A 17,554-nucleotide genomic window follows, 5' to 3' on the forward strand; every position below is an offset into this window, starting at 1 on the left:
AAGATGACAATGCCAAAGGATTTAATCTCCATGCCAAAATCAAAGTTCCTTAGAGTCAAGTGTATTGACTGTGGAAATGAACAGATTGTTTTCAGCAACCCCGCTACAAAAGTCCGCTGTTTGGTCTGTGGCTCAACTTTAGTGGAACCTGCTGGCGGCCGAGGGATTATAAAGGCCAAAGTACTCGAGGTCTTAGAGTGATCTCTTTTCTAACTCTTTTCTCCAAAACCTTAAAAACTTATGACTTGTACCAATTAATAGGATAGAATTTAGGGAGATGATGAAAATGCCGAGGAGAGCTAGAGAATTTCCGGAAGAGGGGGAGTTTGTTGTTGCAACTGTTAAAGATATTCATAATTATGGAGCATTCTTGTCCCTTGACGAGTACCCAGGGAAAGATGGTTTCATGCATATAAGCGAAGTGGCCCCGACTTTTGTTAGAAACATTAGGGATTACCTAAAAGAAGGACAAAAAATCGTAGCCAAGGTCATAAGGGTTGACCCAACCAAAGGCCACATAGACTTGAGTCTCAAAAGGGTTAAGCAACAGGAGAGAAAGGCTAAGCTTCAGGAATTCAAGAGAGGCCAAAAAGCAGAGAATCTCTTAAGAATAGCCGCTGAAAGAGCGGGTAAGGATTTTGAAACTGCTTGGAAAGAAGTTTGGATCCCATTGGAAGAGGAGTATGGAGAAGTGTATGCAGCTTTTGAAGATGTTGCTCAAAATGGAATAGAAATCATTAAGGGCCTCATTCCAGATGAATGGCTCCCTGTTCTGGAGGAGATTATAAAGAGTTATGTTGAAATCCCCACGGTTACGATAGATGCGGAATTTGAGATCACAGTCCCCACTCCAAATGGTGTTGAAGTTATTAAGGAAGCCTTGATAAAAGCTAGGGATACAGCAAACGAAGAAAAAGGTGTTGATGTTAAATTCAGTTATCTTGGAGCTCCAAGATACCGCATAGACATCACGGCACCCGATTATTATAAGGCTGAGGCAGTATTAGAGAAAATTGCCGCTGAAATATTGAATGTTATAAAACAAGCTGATGGAGAGGCCTCTCTAATAAGGAAGGAAAGAAAAATAAGGAAAATTAAGAGGAGAGAGGCATGAGGTTTAAGATTAAAAAATGTCCAAAATGTGGAGAGTACACCTTAAAGGAAACCTGCCCACTATGTGGTGAAAAAACAAAGTTAGCTCATCCTCCAAAGTTTTCCCCCGAGGATCCTTATGGGGAGTACAGGAGGAGACTTAAAAAGGAAACGCTTGGTATAGGGGTGAAAAAATGAAAGAAAGTATGATAATTGTTTATGAAAAACCCGAGGTATATGATCCTATATTCATAGAGGGCTTACCAGGAATAGGATTGGTTGGTAAACTTGCTGCAGACCATTTGATTCAAGAACTTAAAGCAAAGAAATTTGCCGAGCTTTATTCCCCTCGTTTTATGCACCAAGTTATAGTAAAGAAAGACTCAACAGTAGATTTAATGAGAAATGAGTTCTACTACTGGAAAAGCCCGGATAAAGAGCATAGAGATTTGATAATTGTCACTGGAGATACTCAAGTTCCTCCAACTGACAGTTACGGCCACTTCGAAGTTGTTGGAAAAATGCTTGATTTCGTGGAGCAGTTTGGCACAAGAGACATAATAACAATGGGTGGTTATCAGGTCCCAGAACTGGATGGAGAACCCAAAGTATTGGCCTCATTTACAGATCTAGAGACAAAGGAAAAATACAAAGAATTACCGGTGGTCATCAGAGAAGATGAAGGAGGGGCTATTGTCGGAGCAGCAGGTCTTCTTCTAGGCATTGGGAAACTTAGGGGAATGAAGGGGGTTTGCTTCTTAGGAGAGAGTCTTGGTTATATTGTAGATGCCAAGGCTGCTAAGGCCGTTTTAAGTGTGGTTGCTAAAGTTCTCAACCTGGAGATTGACATGAGTGCTCTTGATGAGAGGGCCAAGGAGACTGAGGAAATACTGAAAAAGGTCCAAGAGATGCAGAGGGCCATGTTTGAACAGCAAGTGCCTCAAGCACCACATGAAGAAGAAGATAGAGGATACCTCTGATTTTATTTTTTCATTTTGAGGTGTTCTCATGTTCATTGATGCAGATCTGCATATTCATTCTCGATACTCTAAAGCAGTCTCAAAATTAATGACCTTTCCCATTCTGGCGGAGAACGCAAAGCTCAAGGGGCTTGGAATCGTTGGAACAGGAGATATTTTAAACCCGAAATGGGAAGGTGAACTCCTTAAATATAGTCAAAAAGTTGATGAGGGTACTTATGAAATAAAAGGAATAAAGTTTCTCCTTACAGCGGAGGTGGAGGATAATAAAAGGGTACATCATCTTCTTATTTTTCCCAACATTGAGACAGTAAGAGAGCTTAGAGAAAGGCTTAAACATTATTCTAAGGATGTTGAAAGTGAAGGGAGACCACATTTAAGTTTAAATGCATCCGAGATAGCAGACCTCTCCAATGAGTTTGATGTATTAATAGGCCCGAGTCATGCATTTACACCATGGACAGCCCTCTATAAAGAGTACAATTCCATAAAAGAGGCCTATGGTAATTACAAGATCCATTTTCTTGAGTTGGGACTTTCTGCTGATTCATATATGGCTGATAAGATTAAAGCTCATCACAACCTCGTGTATTTGTCAAATTCTGATGCTCATTCCCCACAGCCACATCGCCTTGGAAGAGAGTTTAACCGCTTTGAAGTAGAAGATGCAACTTTTGAAGAGATTAAGAAAGCTATCTTGAAACGGGGTGGAAGAAAGATTGTTCTTAACGCTGGTTTAGATCCAAGACTTGGAAAATATCACCTGACTGCATGTTCAAGGTGCTATACTAAATACCGTCTTGAAGATGCAAAGAGACTGGGATGGAGATGTGAACTCTGTGGGGGAGTTATAAAGAAGGGCGTTCACGATAGGATCCTTGAGCTTGCAGATACGGATGAAAGGCCCAAAGATAGGCCTCCTTACCTCCACCTTGCACCGCTGGCTGAAATAATTGCAATGGTTCTAAACAAAGGAGTTGAAACTAAGTCTGTAAAGAGTATATGGGAACGTCTTCTGAAAGAATTCGGGAGTGAGATCAGAGTTCTTGTCGATGCTCCTGTAGAGGCTATAGCAGAGCTTATTGGGGATGAAATAGCGAAAGCAATCTGGGCTTTCAGGAATGAGAAACTTATTATTGTTCCTGGTGGAGGAGGAAAATACGGAGAGATAAAACTACCTGAGGAAGTCAAAAGAGCAAGACTTGAAGATCTTGAGAGTATTGAGGTTAAGGGTGTGGAAGTGTATTATAGGCCCAAACAAAGTTCTTTGTTGAGTTTCATAAAAAGAGACTAAACACATTTCCCTCTCATGTCTATTTTGTCCTTAATCTTTTTGCAAGCATTTTTGAGTTTTCGAGCGTTCTCTTCTGGGATTCCATCGTAGGTGAAGTCCCATGTACCCATTTCTATCCCAGCAGCATATTTTAGTTTATCTTTTTCCCTGAGGAGTGGATAAAACTCAATGTGCAGATGATAGAAGGGGCACTCTCCTTTAAAGGGGGCCTGATACACGGTCATCACGTATGGCATTTGTCTTTCAAAAAGAGAATTAAGGGTGCCTGTAGTCACTCTTAGGATATCTGCTAAGTTGAGGATTTCTGCTTGGGTTAGTTGAGTGAGCCATTGGATGTGTCTTTTTGGATAAATATGTACTTCAAAAGGCCAGTTTGCAAAGAAAGGTAGGAAGAGAATAAAGTCATTATTTTCGTAGATCAACCGCTTTCCTTTTAGCTCTTCATCTAATATCTTGCAGAATAGACATTTCTTAAACCGATTATAGTACCTTCTAGAATTCTCCATCTTTAATCGAACCTTCAATGGTATGAAGGGCAGAGCGTACAATTGTCCATGGGGGTGGGTTAAACTCACACCTATTTCTTCACCCTTATTTCGAAAAATTGATAGATATGCAATATGGGGGTTGTTTTTTAATTCTTCTGTGATTTGCTTCCAGAGCTGGACAACCTTAGTCATCTGCTCTATGGAGAGTTCCTCCAAGTCTTTCAATCCATGCTCTGGGGTTTCCACTATAACACTGCATTGACCAAGAGCACGAGCTTTTTTATAAAAACCCTTACTTTCAGGTTTAGGGGCGTTGAAAGAAAACATTGGGAAACGATTAGGAAGTAAGAGCACTTCCCATCCATAACCAGTCTCTTCACCTCCTGGGCAGAAAGGGCAGAAATTTTTAGGCCTCCAAGGTCGGTTCTTTCTCACAGCAGAGACCATGATCCATTGTCCGGTTAAGGGGTTATATCGAAGTTCACGCATAACCATCACAATAGATTTAAGACATAACCACAAATAAATAATTTGGTGAATGCTGTGATTGTGTTTCCCAAGTCCTTTCTTTTTGGAACTGCCACATCCTCTCATCAGATTGAAGGCAATAACAAGTGGAATGACTGGTGGTACTACGAGCAAATAGGAAAGCTTCCCTACAAGTCTGGAAAGGCCTGCAACCACTGGGAACTTTATAAAGAAGATATATCACTGATGCATTCCCTTGGCTATGATGGATATCGTTTTTCTATAGAATGGAGCCGCATCTTTCCAAAGGAAAACGAGATTGATGAAAATGCATTAAACAGGTATCTGGAGATTATTGAGCTTCTAGTTAAGAGCGGCATAACCCCGAATGTAACATTGCATCATTTTACTTCCCCCATTTGGTTTATGCAGAGGGGAGGGTTTGCAAAAGAAGAGAACCTAAAATACTGGGAGCAATATGTTGAGACAGTTGCTGGGATTTTAAAGGATGTTAAACTTGTTGCAACTTTTAATGAACCCATGGTCTATGTTATGATGGGTTACTTAACTGCCTATTGGCCTCCTTTTGTAAAGAGTCCATTCAAAGCATTTAAAGTCGCTGCAAACCTTCTCAAGGCACATGCATTGGCGTATGAAATTCTTAGTAGCAGGCTTAAAGTTGGGATAGTAAAGAACATACCCATAATGCTCGCAGCAAGTTATATGGAAAGAGACAAAAAAGCAGCAGAAAAGGCTGATAATCTTTTTAATTGGAATTTCCTCGATGCAATATGGAGTGGCAAGCTTAAAGGTGTTCTCAGCACTTACACTGTTCCTGAGAGCGATGTCGATTTTATAGGGGTCAACTATTACACGGCTAGCGAGGTAAAGTACAGCTGGAACCCAATTAAATTCTTTTTTGAGGCGAAATTAGCAGATTTGAGTGAGAGAAAGACCCAAATGGGGTGGAGCGTTTATCCTGAGGGTATATACAAAGCAATAACTGCAGTTTCTCGTTATGAGAAGCCAATGTACATCACAGAAAATGGCATAGCAACACTGGACGACGAGTGGAGGAAAGAGTTTGTTGTCCAGCATCTTCAATACGTGCAAAAGGCCATAGATGAGGGGTATGATGTTAGAGGGTATTTCTACTGGTCTTTTATGGACAACTACGAGTGGAAAGAGGGATTTGAGCCCAGATTTGGACTGATTGAGATTGATTATAAGACATATGAAAGGAAACCGAGGGAAAGCGCTTATGTTTATGGAGAAATAGCTCAGAAGAAAGAAATAAGCGAAGAATTAATCAAAAAATATGGATTAAAAGGCCTTTGATAATTCAATGGCTCTCTTTTTTAATGTTTCTTTTACCATATCTCTATCTTCTGGATAGCTCTTCCTTATCCAAAGCCATACTGCTGCACAGGGTATCCAAAAGAGAGCTCCGATTAGAAGTGTGTATTCATATGCCAATGCATCTGAATAGCCAGCACTTCTCAGAGTTTCTATTAGAAAACCCCCGAATAGGGGCCCTGTGGCCTTTCCCACATTGTCCAGTATATTGAAAAGTCCAAAAACTGTCCCTCGATCTTCAGGGAGATTTACTTGAGATACTATTGCTCTCACGTTTGGGCCGGCATAGGAAACAAACTGAATTAAAACAAAGGAATATATCATTAAACCAATCCAGTGAATTAAAGTCAACTCGCTGGGGAGAGGGTAGATGATCATGCCTATAGCGGCTATCATGCCCAAGAAAATTGCCAGACCAGTTATAATGGCTCTTCCTCCTTTTTCTCGTGCTTCAAAGTAGTCTCCTGCGAATCCTCCTAGTAGGCTACCTATGACTGTGGAAAGGCCAACTAGCAGGAGTACAAAGGTAGCTGTGCTTTTTTCCATTCCCCTTGTAACTATAAAGAATGATACAAGCCAGTACATTATGATACCCCATGGAACTGTCCCTATTATTCCCTGGATGAATATGAGGATATTAGTTCTCGTTTTAAGGGATTTTTTGATAACTTCCTTATTCAGTCGATACGTGTACTCATAGCCTTTTTCCAGAACCTTCTTAAGCTCTTTTTCCCCTTCTCCTCTTCTTGGCTCTTCAGCCACGATATAGAAGAGCGGTGCAAGGATAAAGTTTGGTACAGCTGCAATTATGAAAGGTGGTCGCCAGCTGGTTATAAGCCCTGCCACTATCATACCGAAGAGAGTACCAAATCCAAAGGCTGTCTCGATATATGCATATCCCCTCCCTCTCTTTTCTTCCTCGAACATATCCGCTATTAGGGAGTACCCTATCGGAATTATGGAACCTATTCCGATACCAGTTAAAAACCGCATTGCCAGTAGCTGATAGTAGTTTTGAACATAGGCCGTTAAAAAGCATGGAATTTCTCCGAGAAGGACTCCAATAACAAGGAGCTTTTTTCTCTGTCCTATGTCAGATAAGAAACCCCAAACTATTGTTATCAGAGCACTTGTGGCCACAAAAATCGTTGAAACAAGGCCCATTTGAGTTTCAGTGATCCCGAATTCTGCCATTATCTGCTGATAATTTGGAGGTAGAAGATTCTGATCAGCCATTAAAAAAGCTGCCATCAGTACGAGCAATACAATTGAGATTTTCCTTCTAAGATTTCTCATCCTCACCCCTCCAAGACTTATAAATTGCTTTGAATGCATCTAACCTCCTCTCAGGAAGAGGTTCCCACCCTCTGGCGTCACTATTCTCTGCAAAGAATGCTAATTCTCCCTCCAATCCTATGGAAAGCATATTCAATCGTGCATTGCCTTCATCTTTGGTCCATATGTCCAAACTCTTGTCGGGGGCCCAGCTTGAGGTTCTTAGGTAGAGTCTTCTTCCGCTGTGCTTAAGTTCCGAAGGCAGGCATACTGTATCATTGAGATGATCAAGGAGCATTAAGAGACTATCAATATTCATTTTATAGCCTGCAATATCGCGGTAGCCAAGAAACTCTATGTCTGTGCCATACAGAAGTATTTCATCCTTTTCCTTTATCCAGGAGGCTGCTTTCTTTGGGTTCATTAATGGGAAGTTTCCAATTCCAAGCATTATGGTGGTATTTATGGCCACCCATACTGGAACTGCATCGATCTCTTTAACTGCTTCAAGGGCCACTTTACCGCTAAAAGCTAATTTAACTGCTCTTTTCAGCTCCCGAATACCAAGAAAATAATTTAGATACACAAACCCCTCTCCCCGTTGAGCTCGTATGAGGTGGGGATAAAGCGGTTTTATATGTCTTATTGCAGAATTTAGATGGTTTGAGAGCAACATTGCTTCACCGTCTGCAAATAGGTACTCATAACTATTGTCCTTTAATATAGCTGGAATCAGTGGATCATATGCTAACTCCGGAAGCCAGAAGCCTTTTGGAGAAGTGTCTAGGATTTTTTCCTTAACTTCTTTGTCTTTTTGCACCTGTGCTTCAACTCTGTTAAGAGGAAGAAGGGGCAAAATTGCATGCGTGTAACTGGTTCCAAGGATTTCAATTAAACCAACTTCAATGCCTTCTTTGATTAGAGAAATTATTTCATTGGGGAGGATTTCAAGGGTATAACCAGTTACATTAAGACCGAAGGGAATTTCAGCTTTAATTAACTTTGATATAACGGGAAAATATGCTTTCTCAATGACTGTTGGAATTTCATTTTTTGGAATCTCTGCATATTGTAAATTCCCGTGGAAAACCAATGCTCTCACTTACTTCACCCCATCGGAAGGCTTTACGATGAAGTATTTTGCATTCCATGAGAACTTCTTTTTGTATTCTTTTAGGATGACCTCTCCGAATTCTTTTGCTTTTTCCTCTTCAACTAAGGCTATTGCAGAACCTCCAAAACCAGCTCCTGTGAGCCTTGCACCATAGGCCCCGAGTTCGATAGCTTTATTTACAAAGAAATCAAGCTCTTCACAGCTTACACCATAATTTCTTGCAATATCTCTGTGGGCCCGTGTGAGAATTTCACCCACTTCAATAATATCTCCTTTTCTCAAAGCTCGTCTAACCTGTATAACTCGCCTGTTTTCTCGTATAATGTATCCAAAGAGGCGACGATAAAATGAGGGGAGGTGTGTTAGGTCGCTCTCATTAACTTCTTTGGAGGTTCTCTTGCCTAAAATCCGCAAAACCTCCTCTGCAATTTGTCTTCTTTCTGCATAGGCAGAAGAGACCAGTTCTCTTTTGATACCCGTGTAAAATACCACAACACTAACATCTTTCGGGAATGTAATGTACTCGTACTCTAAAGTGTCAGTGTCTAGAAAAATTACATGATCCCTTTTACCAAAAGTAATTGCAAACTGGTCCAATATTCCGCATGGGACTCCAACAAACTTGTTTTCTGCTTCTTGGGCCATTAATGCCATATCGCGCGGGGGAAGGTATAGGTCATATGCTCTGTTTAAAAAAGCCAGTGCTGCTAATTCAAAACTTGCAGAGGAACTTAAGCCAGCTCCAAGGGGCAAATTTCCATAAACTCGTCCTTTAACACCTTGAATTTCGTATTTTTTCTTCAGTAGTATCCAGTAGATTGCTTTGATATAATCTATCCAAGAATTTTCTTTTTTAAGCTCATTAAGTGTAAAAGAACGCCATTCTCTAAAATAATCCGAGTAAATGTTCACATTTTCGTCTCTTTTTCCTTCAAGAACAGTGTAAAGATTAACCGCCATAGGCATTGCGTAACCAAGTGTATAATCGGTGTGCTCTCCTATTAAATTAACCCTTCCTGGGGATTGTACCCGCAACATGGTTATCTTAGAGATTTGGTGATTCATCTATAAATCTCTTTCTCCGAAGGTTTTTAATGGGGATAGAATGTACTATCAAGGGGGATCGATGTGGAGCGTGAGATAATAGAACTCTTCATGAGACACCTTAAACTTCAGGGAGATTTACCTTTAGGAGACGATGCTGGTGCAATAAAATGGAAAAATGAATGGTTAGTGGTCACAAATGACATGTTGGTGCGAACTACAGATGTTCCTGATATAATGACACCTGAACAGGTAGGATTTAAGGTCTTCACAATGAATGTTAGTGATGTTGCAGCTATGGGTGCAACGCCAATAGGTTTTCTGTTTTCCATTGGAGTCCCAAGAGATTTTGAGAGGGATTATTTAGAAGGGATTTCAAGGGGAATTGCTAGGGCATCTGAGTTTTATAGAACGCCAATAATAAGTGCTGATACAAATGAAGCCTGTGACCTAATAATTGATGGAATAGCTGTTGGAAAGACTAAAAGATTACTTACGAGAAGCGGTGCAAAAATTGGGGACTTGGTCTGTGTTACTGGAGATATTGGGAGAGCTCTGGCCGGGCTTAAAGTGTATTTTAGGAATCTTAAGATAGGAGAGAGGACAAGAAAGGTGCTTTACGAGAAGCTTTTGGAGCCAAAGGCGAGGATTAAAGAGGGTCAGGTTTTAAGCAAATATGCAAATGCAGCGATAGACATAAGCGATGGCATGAGCAAAGAACTGCACTTAATAGCAGAAATGAGCAAAGTAAAGATAATAATCAATGCGGAAAAGCTCCCTATAAGGGAGGAGGTTTTTGAAGTTGCTGAGCTCTTGGGCTTAGACCCTATTGAGGTTGCCTTAGCTTCTGGAGAAGAGTTTGAGCTCATCTTTACGATTCCTGAGGAGCACTTGGATCAGCTTGACTTTGATTTCGCAGTGATTGGAAGAGTCGAAAAGGGAGAAGGAGTTTACCTAAGGAGGAATGGAAAACTCGAAAAAATGCCAGTTTTGGGGTGGGAGCATCTTTCGAAGTTTTAAAGCAATGTAGGGAACGCCTTTTTGCGCGCTAAATTTCCCTTCAGACTATGAGGAAGTTTAAATGCTTGCCCCTCTATACCAAAACTTTTTATCTCTTCTGATTTTATTTATCTAATGGTGAGGTTATGGACATTTTCCTCGACTGAAAAAGGACTTCAAAGATTTCAAAACCTCCTGCTTAGCCATAGTTCTTTATGGTTCATATGCTAAAGGCTCACCTACAAAAAGGAGTGATGTAGATATCTGCCTGATTAAACCAAAAGAAGGTGTATATGAGAGGGTACTGAAGAAGCTTGGCGAGAAATATGATATAAAAGTTTTTGAGGAACTTCCGCTTTATATTCAAATTGATATTATAAAAAACCATAAGGTAGTTTATGAGAATGAGCTTGAACTTTCCGAATACTTCTACCAATTTAGAAAGCTCTGGAAAGATATGGAGCATCGCATAAAAGAAAATCAGTTTTCAAGTGTTAGGGAAAAGATAGATTTGAGGAGGAGAGCAAATGAGAAGGCAAAGATACTTAGAAAAACTTGAAAAGTTTGAGGAAGAATATCGCTTTATTAAACGACATGAGATGAAGGATGAAGTGACTCAAAGAGCGCTCTTATATTCTCTCTAGCTCTGTGTGGACATAGCTATGGATGTTGTTGCAATGTTAACCAAAGATTTGGGAATAACTGTTGAAGATGACTATACAAACATTAAAGACTTTTGGAGAATGGAATTCTCTTGGAAAAGGAAGCAGGACTTCTTAGGCAATTTAACGCTGTAAGAAACGCAATTGTTCATAAATACGACAGACTAAATTTGAAAATCATAAACGAAGCCCTTAATAGGGTCGATGAGCTGTACAACATTGTTATAAAATTGATTGAGAGTTATGAATCTTTGGTCTCATTGCAATAACTGAGCGAAATCCTAATAACTTCCCTCCCCAACTATCTCTGATGCATTATGAAGAGGATAAAGTTTAGGATTCCGATTGACAAAGTTAATTATGAATTTTTCAATGCCTTTAAGTGGTTCATGGATCTGGTTGAGTGGGGCTATGGAGATACTTACTTCTTCCTCGGAAGCGACGTGGTGAAGCTTGTGGAGATTAAGTTCAAAGAAGACTTAAAAGCAGAAGAAATTGTTAAGAAACTCCTTGAAATCCCTCACGTTAGAGATGCCAAGCTTATTCCAAAGAACGACCACTATCTCCTCTACGTGAGAGCCAACATTTTTGAGGCACCTTTTCCCAAAAACGTCCTGGAGGTTTTTGATATTCAAAAGAAGGGCGTAGTGGTGTTCGAAAAGGGCACATTCACATCCAAAGAAATTTATTTATACGTGATCTGTGAGGATGAGCTTGTGGGGGACGTTATCTCAGTGGTAAAGAAAGTGTATGGCGGGGAGCTGGTAAGCATAGAGGAGTATTCTCCAGAAGATAATCCCCTCTCAAAGCTCACCGGAAAGCAGCTTGAAACATTGCTCCTGGCATATAAGAGCGGTTATTTCGATGATCCTAGGAGGATAACCCTTAGGGAGCTCGCCGAGATGCTGAACCTGAGCCCTTCAACTGTGAAGGAGCATTTGAGGAAAGCCCAGAGAAAAATCTTTGAGGAGCTTATAGGCTAATTTCTTACCGAAATCTTTAAATCATCTTTTCGGTAATTACCTATAGAGGGAGGCCTATGGGAAAAATCAAAACCAGCATTTATATTGATGCCGAACTATGGTGGGAATTAAAGAAAGATGCTGCTGAAGAGAAAAAGGATTTGAGTAAACTTCTTGAAGAGATTATTTCAGAGGAGCTTCTTTTAGGCGTGGAAGATTCTTTGAGAGGGATGATCAGAGAATTTGAGGAAAAAATTGAATTTGAACCTGTTATTGCGAAAGAAAGTGTTAGTGAACTCGTAAGGGCGATGCGGGATGAGCGGGAAGACAGTATACTTGGACAGTAATGCCATAATTAAACGCTACGTAAAGGAAAAGAACAGCGAAGAAATCATTAAACTCTACAGAAAAGCGTATAATGGAGAAGTTAAGCTCTCATTCAGTCTCTGGAATATAGGTGAGGTGTTAGGGGTTCTTGATAAAGCAAGAAGGCTTGAAAGGCTTGATATAGAGAGTTATGAGTTAGTTAGGGCCAGATTTCTCTCTGAAACTCTTAGAATGAAGCAATTAGGGATATTAAGGCTTATTCCTGTGCATGCGTCAATACTTGAAAAGAGCTGGCAGCTGATAGAAAAATATCACATATATCAAGCTGATGCCCTCCAGATCCTCTCATCAAAAAGGATAAATGTGGATGAATTTTATACCGGGGATAAAAGATTGAACGAAGTTGCTATCTCAGAGGGATTGAACTCGGTTATTGTTTGAGTTATATTATGTAACCTACTCAAATGTCCCGCACATGTGCGGGGTTAACTATAACTACTTCTAGCGCCTATTTTAAATTGGTGAAAGCATGCCTGTGATTGAAGTTAAGAATGTTAGGAAGTATTACGGCGATGTTAGGGGTGTAGAGAATTTAAGCTTCGAAGTTGAAGAAGGGGAAATCTACGGCTTTTTGGGGCCAAATGGAGCTGGAAAGACAACAACCGTTAAAATTCTTGTGAAGATCATCAAAGACTACACCGGGGAAGTCAAGGTTTTTGGCAAAGACTTGAGAAAATGGGGTAAAGATTACTACAACAAGATCGGTGTATCATTTGAGTTCCCTGCCGTCTATTCAAAGCTCACTGCTCTTGAAAACCTTCAGTTCTTTGCAAGCTTTTATAAGAAGCATCTCGATCCAATGAATGTCCTAAAGATGGTTGGTCTTGACAAAGAAGCAAATCAGCTCGTTGCCGGATTCTCCAAGGGTATGAAGAAGAAGCTCGATTTGGCAAGGGCCTTACTACCTGACCCCGAAGTATTCTTCTTAGATGAACCCCTTGAAGGTCTTGACCCTGCAAGTGCAAGAAAAATAAAAGATCTGCTCCTTGAAATGCGTGAAAACGGAAAAACAATCTTTTTGACCACTCATAACATGTATGTTGCAGATGAGCTGTGTGATAGGGTAGGGTTCATCGTTGATGGTGCTGTAAGACTGGTAGACAACCCAAGTGAGCTTAAGGTAAAAATGGGCAAACGGCTTGTTAGAGTGGAATACGTTGCTAATGGTGGCGTTGCAGTGAAGGAGTTTCCACTGGAGAACATCGGCCAGAACGAGAAGTTCCTCAAAATCATCCAGGAGCACGAGGTAAGAAGAATAAACACGGAGGAGCCTACATTGGAGGAGATATTCCTAAAAGTGACAGGGAGGAGGCTTGTATGATAGGGAACATAATCAGGACAAACCTTGTCATTGGAGTGAGAAGCTATGTTTACCCAGTATACATATTAATAGGATTAGCATATGGTCTCATGCTTATGGTCTTTCCCGAGCAGTACCTCCCGACAATGGTGCCGATCTTCCTCCTCTTTGAGCCGGGACTTGTTGGTTTTATGTTCGTAGGAACAGAGATATTCGCCGAAAAGAAGGACGGTGCGATAGGTGCTTTAGCAGTCACGCCGATAGAGTGGAGAAGCTATATCTTAGCTAAAACACTCCTTTTGAGCGTGCTATCAATCATCGGAGCCATACTTATAATGGCAATTGGTACCCGCTCCCTCAATGGACTTCCATATGTGATCGTGGGAGTCTTCTTAGTTTCCATAGTTTACACACTCCTCGGTATAGGAATCTCGGCAAAGTATCACGATTTGGATGACTACTTTGTTCCGATAATGGGGGTTCTGGTAATTTCACTCCTCCCATTTGTCCATTATCATGGCTATTTGACGAGTGAAATCTGGAAAGTCCTTTATGCAATCCCAAGTTATCCCGGGCTTTACTTCTTCAAGGCACCCTTCGAGGAAATCTCTAGGGACGCAATGACATGGTCCGCTGTGGCTTTAATTGTTTGGGCAGGTATAGCATATTACATAGCTAGAATAAGGTTTTACAAATATGCTGTGGAGGGATTGAGATGAGTTTTGTGAAAAAGTTTGGGGCTATCTACAAGACCGACCTTAAGCTTCTTCGCAGAGACCCCATGCTTCTTTACAGTGTGACAATGATACTAGTGCTCCTTCTCATTGTCCGCTACTTCAAGGATCGCATCGGCGTTTACTATCCGATACTGGCGCTCCTTGTAATGGTATTTATCCCCATGATACTGGGGATGATACCCGGATTCATGATGGCCGACGAGAAGGAGGACAAAACCATACAGGCCCTTCAAGTAATTCCTATCTCAAGTGAAGCTTTTTTGACATACAGGCTTACATGGACCTCCATCACTACCGCCGTACTAACAGTTATATCTCCAAAAATTCTCGCCATAGAGTTTTCGCAAAAGGGGTTTCTGGCTTTAGGGGTTCTCTTCGTCTTTGAGGTTTGGATTTATGGGTTGCTGATCACAGTGTTTTCAGAGTCTAGGATGCAGGCTTTGACGGTTTCCAAGGTTCTCGGATGGTTCTTAATGCTGCCACCGCTGATAAAGCTCGTCGTCGTCTGGAGAAACCTCTCAATGGACTGGAGCAAGTTCACGGCATTCTTGCCGACCTACTGGCTCTACAAAGTATTTGAAGGTATCCCACTTAACGACTACAGCGACTTTCCAATAGCAATTGGTGTCCACTTGGTGTGGCTTGTTCCGCTAGTCCTTCTTTTTAGAAAGAGAGTTCTTTGATCTTTTTTCTTTTTGAACCAAAAACTTAATTTATGTTCATACTTATTCTAGAATGGGGAGTAGAATGAGCGAGATAATTGAGGTAATTTATGAAAAAGGTGTTTTAAAACCTTTGAAAAAGCTCCCATTCAAGGATGGAGAAAAATTAATTGTTGAGATTAGAAAACGGGACAAAAAAAGCTCTTGGATGAGCTTGAGGGAAGCATAAGACTAAAAAAGAAGATAAAACTCGAGGAAATCCTGGAGCTGGAGGATGACCTATGGTTATCTACATAAATGTAATTGTCAGCTATCTGCTTTATACCGAGAGAACAAAAGAGGCTCGAAAAATTCTTGAGCAGGAGGAAGCATTTGCTACAACAATAAACACGCTAGAAGAGGCAATGTTTATTGGAATGAGATTGATTTTTGAAGAGCATTATGGAGATTATAAGCTAAAAAAGCTCAAAAAACCTTGAAGCGGGAATTCACAATTTATCAAAAATATTTGAACAACTTGAATAGATTAATTTCTGAACTGCCAGTTCTCCTTTTACCCCCTCCGTCAGACTTGAGTCAGTTAATTGAGATTATGGAAAGATATTCTCTCCTCCCTAATGATGCTTTAATTGTGCTCGCCTGCAAAGCCCATGGGATTAACAAAATAGCAACTTTCGACTCTGATTTTGAAAATGTTGAATTTCTTGAAAAACTTCCTTAGTGGTGGGATTATGAGAGAAGCAATGTATTGGGAGCCCCTTGAGGGGAATAGGGTGAGATGCCATTTGTGCCCTTTGAATTGCATTATTAGTGAAGGGCAAAGGGGATCATGTAAGATTAGAAAAAATATTAATGGGAAGCTGTATGCACTCAATTATGGGAAAATTTCTTCCATGGCTGCCGATCCAATAGAGAAAAAACCTCTTTATCATTTTCACCCCGGTTCATGTGCTTTTTCAATTGGCACGGTTGGTTGCAACATGCACTGTATTCACTGCCAGAACTGGGAGATAAGTCAGAGCAATGAGACTTTCCCCTACTTAGAGAATGCAACCTCTGAGGCCATAGTGAGATTGGCCAAACACTATGCGTGTGAGAGCATAGCCTACACTTACAACGAGCCCACGATATGGTATGAATTTGTTCTCGAGACTTCAAAACTTGCCAAAGAGGCCGGCCTTAAAAACATACTTGTAACAAACGGCTACATAAACGAAGAACCTTTTAGGGCCTTGGCCCCTTACATTGATGCCATGAACATCGATATAAAAGCATTCAGGGATGAGTTCTACAGGAAAATTTCAAAGGTTCCGGGGGTTGAGCCGAGCAAAAGAACGGCCATCATAGCCAAGAAAGAGTTTGGAATCCACGTAGAGTTGACTTACTTGATCATTCCAACTCTCAACGATAGTGAAGAAGAGATAAGTGCCTTTGTGAGATGGGTAGGGAAGGAGCTTGGTGATGATACACCAGTACACTTCTCCCGCTTCTTCCCGCACTATCAGCTTCTCTCTTTGCCACCAACACCAGTCGAAACCATTGAAAAAGCCTACCGCATAGCAAAGGAGGAAGGTCTAAAATTTGTTTACGTTGGCAACGTTCCCGGCCATAATGGAGAGTACACATACTGCCCAAAATGTGGAAAACCTTTAATAGTCCGGTGGGGGTTTACCATAGAGGAGTATCACATAAAGAATGGAAAATGCGAATACTGCGGTGAACCAATACCGATAATTGGGGAATATAAGAAAAAACATTACAGAGGGCTGTGGTGGTAATATGACGACAATGAAAGTTAGATTTTATATCGAAGGCCTTTCCAATGATAAGAAAGCTTTGGAAAGAGCTGTTGAGGAGATAGTAAAATCACTCAAAAACGAAGATACTCTCAAAGTTGAAAATATAAGGGCTGAGGAGATTCTAGAGAATCCTGATGATGACATGTTAAAATACTCAATGATGGTAGAGGCAGACCTCGAGGGTTCTTTTAAGGACATAGTAAAAGCAACAATGAAATATGCTCCAGTGGTTGTTGAAGTGATATCCCCCGCAAAAATGGAGATGGAAAGGAAAGAGTTAATGAAAATTCTGGGAGAGGTCTCTCTTTTCATAGGGGAGCTCATGAAGAATTTTGGCACTCTAGCTGTTTATCCTAGACTTGATGAACTCCCAGAACCAAGAATTGGTTATAGCAGAGAGGAAATAGAGGACTTTATAATAGATGACAGAGAAATTCTCTATCGCTTTGTCGTTGAGGTATTTGGAGAAGATCAGAAGGCTATTGAAGACGTTTTAAAGAAAGCATTTGACTATGAAGGTGCTAAAATAAACAAAATTGTCAGTAAAGTCCAAGAAGAAAAAAATGGAAAGCTTCGCATATTGGCTGCTGCAGAATTGATCTCTTCATTTGAGAACCTTTTCCAACTTACAGGAAAATTTGCTCCTGTTGCGATCTCTATAATGGAACCGGAAATGATTGACGTGAGTGCACCGGAACTTCAGAATGTCTTAACGGACTTGGCGAGTTTTGTTTATGAACTCATTCATAGACCCATCAAAAAGAAGCTCATTGAGCATGACACGTTTAAAATTAAACTTTCTTGATTTTTGGATCTTTTATTTTTAAAAATGGAAATGCTTATAAATTATTTTACATAGCAGAGGATTAATGAGCCACTTAACATTTAAATTTTGGTTAAGATATTATCGGCAAAAGGCGAATTGAGTGTAGGCA

25 protein-coding genes are annotated in these 17,554 nt (G+C 40.6%); 21 read left to right on the forward strand and 4 right to left on the reverse strand.

What is annotated here, in order from left to right:
* Nucleotides 1–9 precede the first annotated feature (9 nt).
* From TSIB_RS02850 to TSIB_RS02870, 5 genes are all read left to right on the forward strand, one after another.
* Nucleotides 10–201, forward strand: a complete 192-nt coding sequence (locus TSIB_RS02850) for a 30S ribosomal protein S27e (protein WP_187146423.1) — start codon at nt 10–12, stop codon at nt 199–201.
* An 85-nt stretch (nt 202–286) separates the two neighbouring features.
* Nucleotides 287–1,114 (forward strand): translation initiation factor IF-2 subunit alpha, encoded by an 828-nt coding sequence (locus TSIB_RS02855; RefSeq protein ID WP_048160225.1) that lies wholly within the window; start codon nt 287–289, stop codon nt 1,112–1,114.
* Nucleotides 1,111–1,290, forward strand: coding sequence for an RNA-protein complex protein Nop10 (locus TSIB_RS02860; protein ID WP_015848861.1), 180 nt, complete (start codon nt 1,111–1,113; stop codon nt 1,288–1,290). Before TSIB_RS02855 ends, TSIB_RS02860 begins: the two co-directional genes overlap by 4 nt.
* Nucleotides 1,287–2,072, forward strand: a complete 786-nt coding sequence (locus tag TSIB_RS02865) for a proteasome assembly chaperone family protein (protein ID WP_015848862.1) — start codon at nt 1,287–1,289, stop codon at nt 2,070–2,072. The genes TSIB_RS02860 and TSIB_RS02865 overlap by 4 nt, the downstream gene beginning before the upstream one ends.
* Nucleotides 2,073–2,100: 28 nt before the next feature.
* Nucleotides 2,101–3,366: a TIGR00375 family protein gene (locus TSIB_RS02870; protein ID WP_015848863.1), complete on the forward strand. Its 1,266-nt coding sequence runs from the start codon at nt 2,101–2,103 to the stop codon at nt 3,364–3,366.
* On the opposite strand, the gene galT is transcribed toward TSIB_RS02870, so the two are convergent.
* A complete protein-coding gene (gene galT / locus TSIB_RS02875) occupies nt 3,363–4,343 on the reverse strand; it encodes a galactose-1-phosphate uridylyltransferase (protein ID WP_048160226.1) in 981 nt (326 codons plus the stop codon). The genes TSIB_RS02870 and galT overlap by 4 nt on opposite strands.
* A 45-nt stretch (nt 4,344–4,388) precedes the next feature.
* Between galT and TSIB_RS02880 the strand changes: the two genes are divergently transcribed.
* Nucleotides 4,389–5,660 carry a glycoside hydrolase family 1 protein gene (locus TSIB_RS02880; RefSeq protein WP_015848865.1) on the forward strand — a complete coding sequence of 424 codons (1,272 nt, stop codon included), beginning with the start codon at nt 4,389–4,391 and terminating at the stop codon, nt 5,658–5,660.
* Here TSIB_RS02880 and TSIB_RS02885 read toward each other — a convergent pair.
* From TSIB_RS02885 to TSIB_RS02895, 3 genes are read right to left on the reverse strand one after another with little or no spacing between them, the layout of a single operon-like run.
* Nucleotides 5,646–6,974, reverse strand: a complete 1,329-nt coding sequence (locus tag TSIB_RS02885) for an MFS transporter (RefSeq protein ID WP_048160228.1) — start codon at nt 6,972–6,974, stop codon at nt 5,646–5,648. The genes TSIB_RS02880 and TSIB_RS02885 overlap by 15 nt on opposite strands.
* A complete protein-coding gene (locus tag TSIB_RS02890; RefSeq protein ID WP_015848867.1) occupies nt 6,961–8,055 on the reverse strand; it encodes a glycoside hydrolase family 57 protein in 1,095 nt (364 codons plus the stop codon). Before TSIB_RS02890 ends, TSIB_RS02885 begins: the two co-directional genes overlap by 14 nt.
* Nucleotides 8,056–9,120, reverse strand: a complete 1,065-nt coding sequence (locus tag TSIB_RS02895; protein ID WP_187146424.1) for a galactokinase — start codon at nt 9,118–9,120, stop codon at nt 8,056–8,058.
* Nucleotides 9,121–9,195: 75 nt separating this feature from the next.
* On the opposite strand from TSIB_RS02895, the gene TSIB_RS02900 reads away from it, so the two are divergent.
* From TSIB_RS02900 to TSIB_RS02955, 15 genes are all read left to right on the forward strand, one after another.
* A complete protein-coding gene (locus TSIB_RS02900) occupies nt 9,196–10,131 on the forward strand; it encodes a thiamine-phosphate kinase (protein ID WP_015848869.1) in 936 nt (311 codons plus the stop codon).
* A gap of 184 nt (nt 10,132–10,315) precedes the next feature.
* Nucleotides 10,316–10,669 carry a nucleotidyltransferase domain-containing protein gene (locus TSIB_RS10150; protein WP_266105276.1) on the forward strand — a complete coding sequence of 118 codons (354 nt, stop codon included), beginning with the start codon at nt 10,316–10,318 and terminating at the stop codon, nt 10,667–10,669.
* 103 nt (nt 10,670–10,772) lie between these two features.
* Complete coding sequence (locus tag TSIB_RS10675; RefSeq protein WP_266105284.1) at nt 10,773–10,907, forward strand: hypothetical protein; 135 nt, start codon at nt 10,773–10,775, stop codon at nt 10,905–10,907.
* On the forward strand, nt 10,865–11,041 hold the full coding sequence (locus TSIB_RS10540; protein WP_266105277.1) for a HepT-like ribonuclease domain-containing protein: 177 nt from the start codon (nt 10,865–10,867) through the stop codon (nt 11,039–11,041). The genes TSIB_RS10675 and TSIB_RS10540 overlap by 43 nt, the downstream gene beginning before the upstream one ends.
* A gap of 48 nt (nt 11,042–11,089) precedes the next feature.
* Nucleotides 11,090–11,755 (forward strand): helix-turn-helix domain-containing protein, encoded by a 666-nt coding sequence (locus tag TSIB_RS02910; protein WP_015848872.1) that lies wholly within the window; start codon nt 11,090–11,092, stop codon nt 11,753–11,755.
* Nucleotides 11,756–11,811: 56 nt separating this feature from the next.
* A complete protein-coding gene (locus tag TSIB_RS02915; protein ID WP_015848873.1) occupies nt 11,812–12,081 on the forward strand; it encodes a hypothetical protein in 270 nt (89 codons plus the stop codon).
* A complete protein-coding gene (locus TSIB_RS02920) occupies nt 12,050–12,502 on the forward strand; it encodes a type II toxin-antitoxin system VapC family toxin (RefSeq protein ID WP_015848874.1) in 453 nt (150 codons plus the stop codon). Before TSIB_RS02915 ends, TSIB_RS02920 begins: the two co-directional genes overlap by 32 nt.
* Before the next feature lie 88 nt (nt 12,503–12,590).
* Nucleotides 12,591–13,442 carry an ABC transporter ATP-binding protein gene (locus TSIB_RS02925; RefSeq protein ID WP_015848875.1) on the forward strand — a complete coding sequence of 284 codons (852 nt, stop codon included), beginning with the start codon at nt 12,591–12,593 and terminating at the stop codon, nt 13,440–13,442.
* Nucleotides 13,439–14,140, forward strand: a complete 702-nt coding sequence (locus tag TSIB_RS02930; protein ID WP_015848876.1) for a fluoroquinolone export ABC transporter permease subunit — start codon at nt 13,439–13,441, stop codon at nt 14,138–14,140. Before TSIB_RS02925 ends, TSIB_RS02930 begins: the two co-directional genes overlap by 4 nt.
* Nucleotides 14,137–14,841, forward strand: a complete 705-nt coding sequence (locus TSIB_RS02935) for a permease (protein ID WP_015848877.1) — start codon at nt 14,137–14,139, stop codon at nt 14,839–14,841. Before TSIB_RS02930 ends, TSIB_RS02935 begins: the two co-directional genes overlap by 4 nt.
* A 64-nt stretch (nt 14,842–14,905) precedes the next feature.
* Nucleotides 14,906–15,049 carry an antitoxin family protein gene (locus TSIB_RS10155; protein WP_148206152.1) on the forward strand — a complete coding sequence of 48 codons (144 nt, stop codon included), beginning with the start codon at nt 14,906–14,908 and terminating at the stop codon, nt 15,047–15,049.
* A gap of 52 nt (nt 15,050–15,101) precedes the next feature.
* On the forward strand, nt 15,102–15,299 hold the full coding sequence (locus TSIB_RS02940; RefSeq protein ID WP_015848879.1) for a hypothetical protein: 198 nt from the start codon (nt 15,102–15,104) through the stop codon (nt 15,297–15,299).
* Nucleotides 15,300–15,337: 38 nt separating this feature from the next.
* Nucleotides 15,338–15,541 (forward strand): PIN domain-containing protein, encoded by a 204-nt coding sequence (locus tag TSIB_RS10545; protein ID WP_228359824.1) that lies wholly within the window; start codon nt 15,338–15,340, stop codon nt 15,539–15,541.
* A 10-nt stretch (nt 15,542–15,551) separates the two neighbouring features.
* Nucleotides 15,552–16,598: an AmmeMemoRadiSam system radical SAM enzyme gene (gene amrS, locus TSIB_RS02950; protein WP_048160229.1), complete on the forward strand. Its 1,047-nt coding sequence runs from the start codon at nt 15,552–15,554 to the stop codon at nt 16,596–16,598.
* Between the two features lies 1 nt (nt 16,599).
* A complete protein-coding gene (locus tag TSIB_RS02955; RefSeq protein WP_015848882.1) occupies nt 16,600–17,424 on the forward strand; it encodes a hypothetical protein in 825 nt (274 codons plus the stop codon).
* Nucleotides 17,425–17,554 lie beyond the last annotated feature (130 nt).

This window comes from Thermococcus sibiricus MM 739 (assembly GCF_000022545.1).
Taxonomy (GTDB): Archaea; Methanobacteriota_B; Thermococci; order Thermococcales; family Thermococcaceae; genus Thermococcus_A; species Thermococcus_A sibiricus.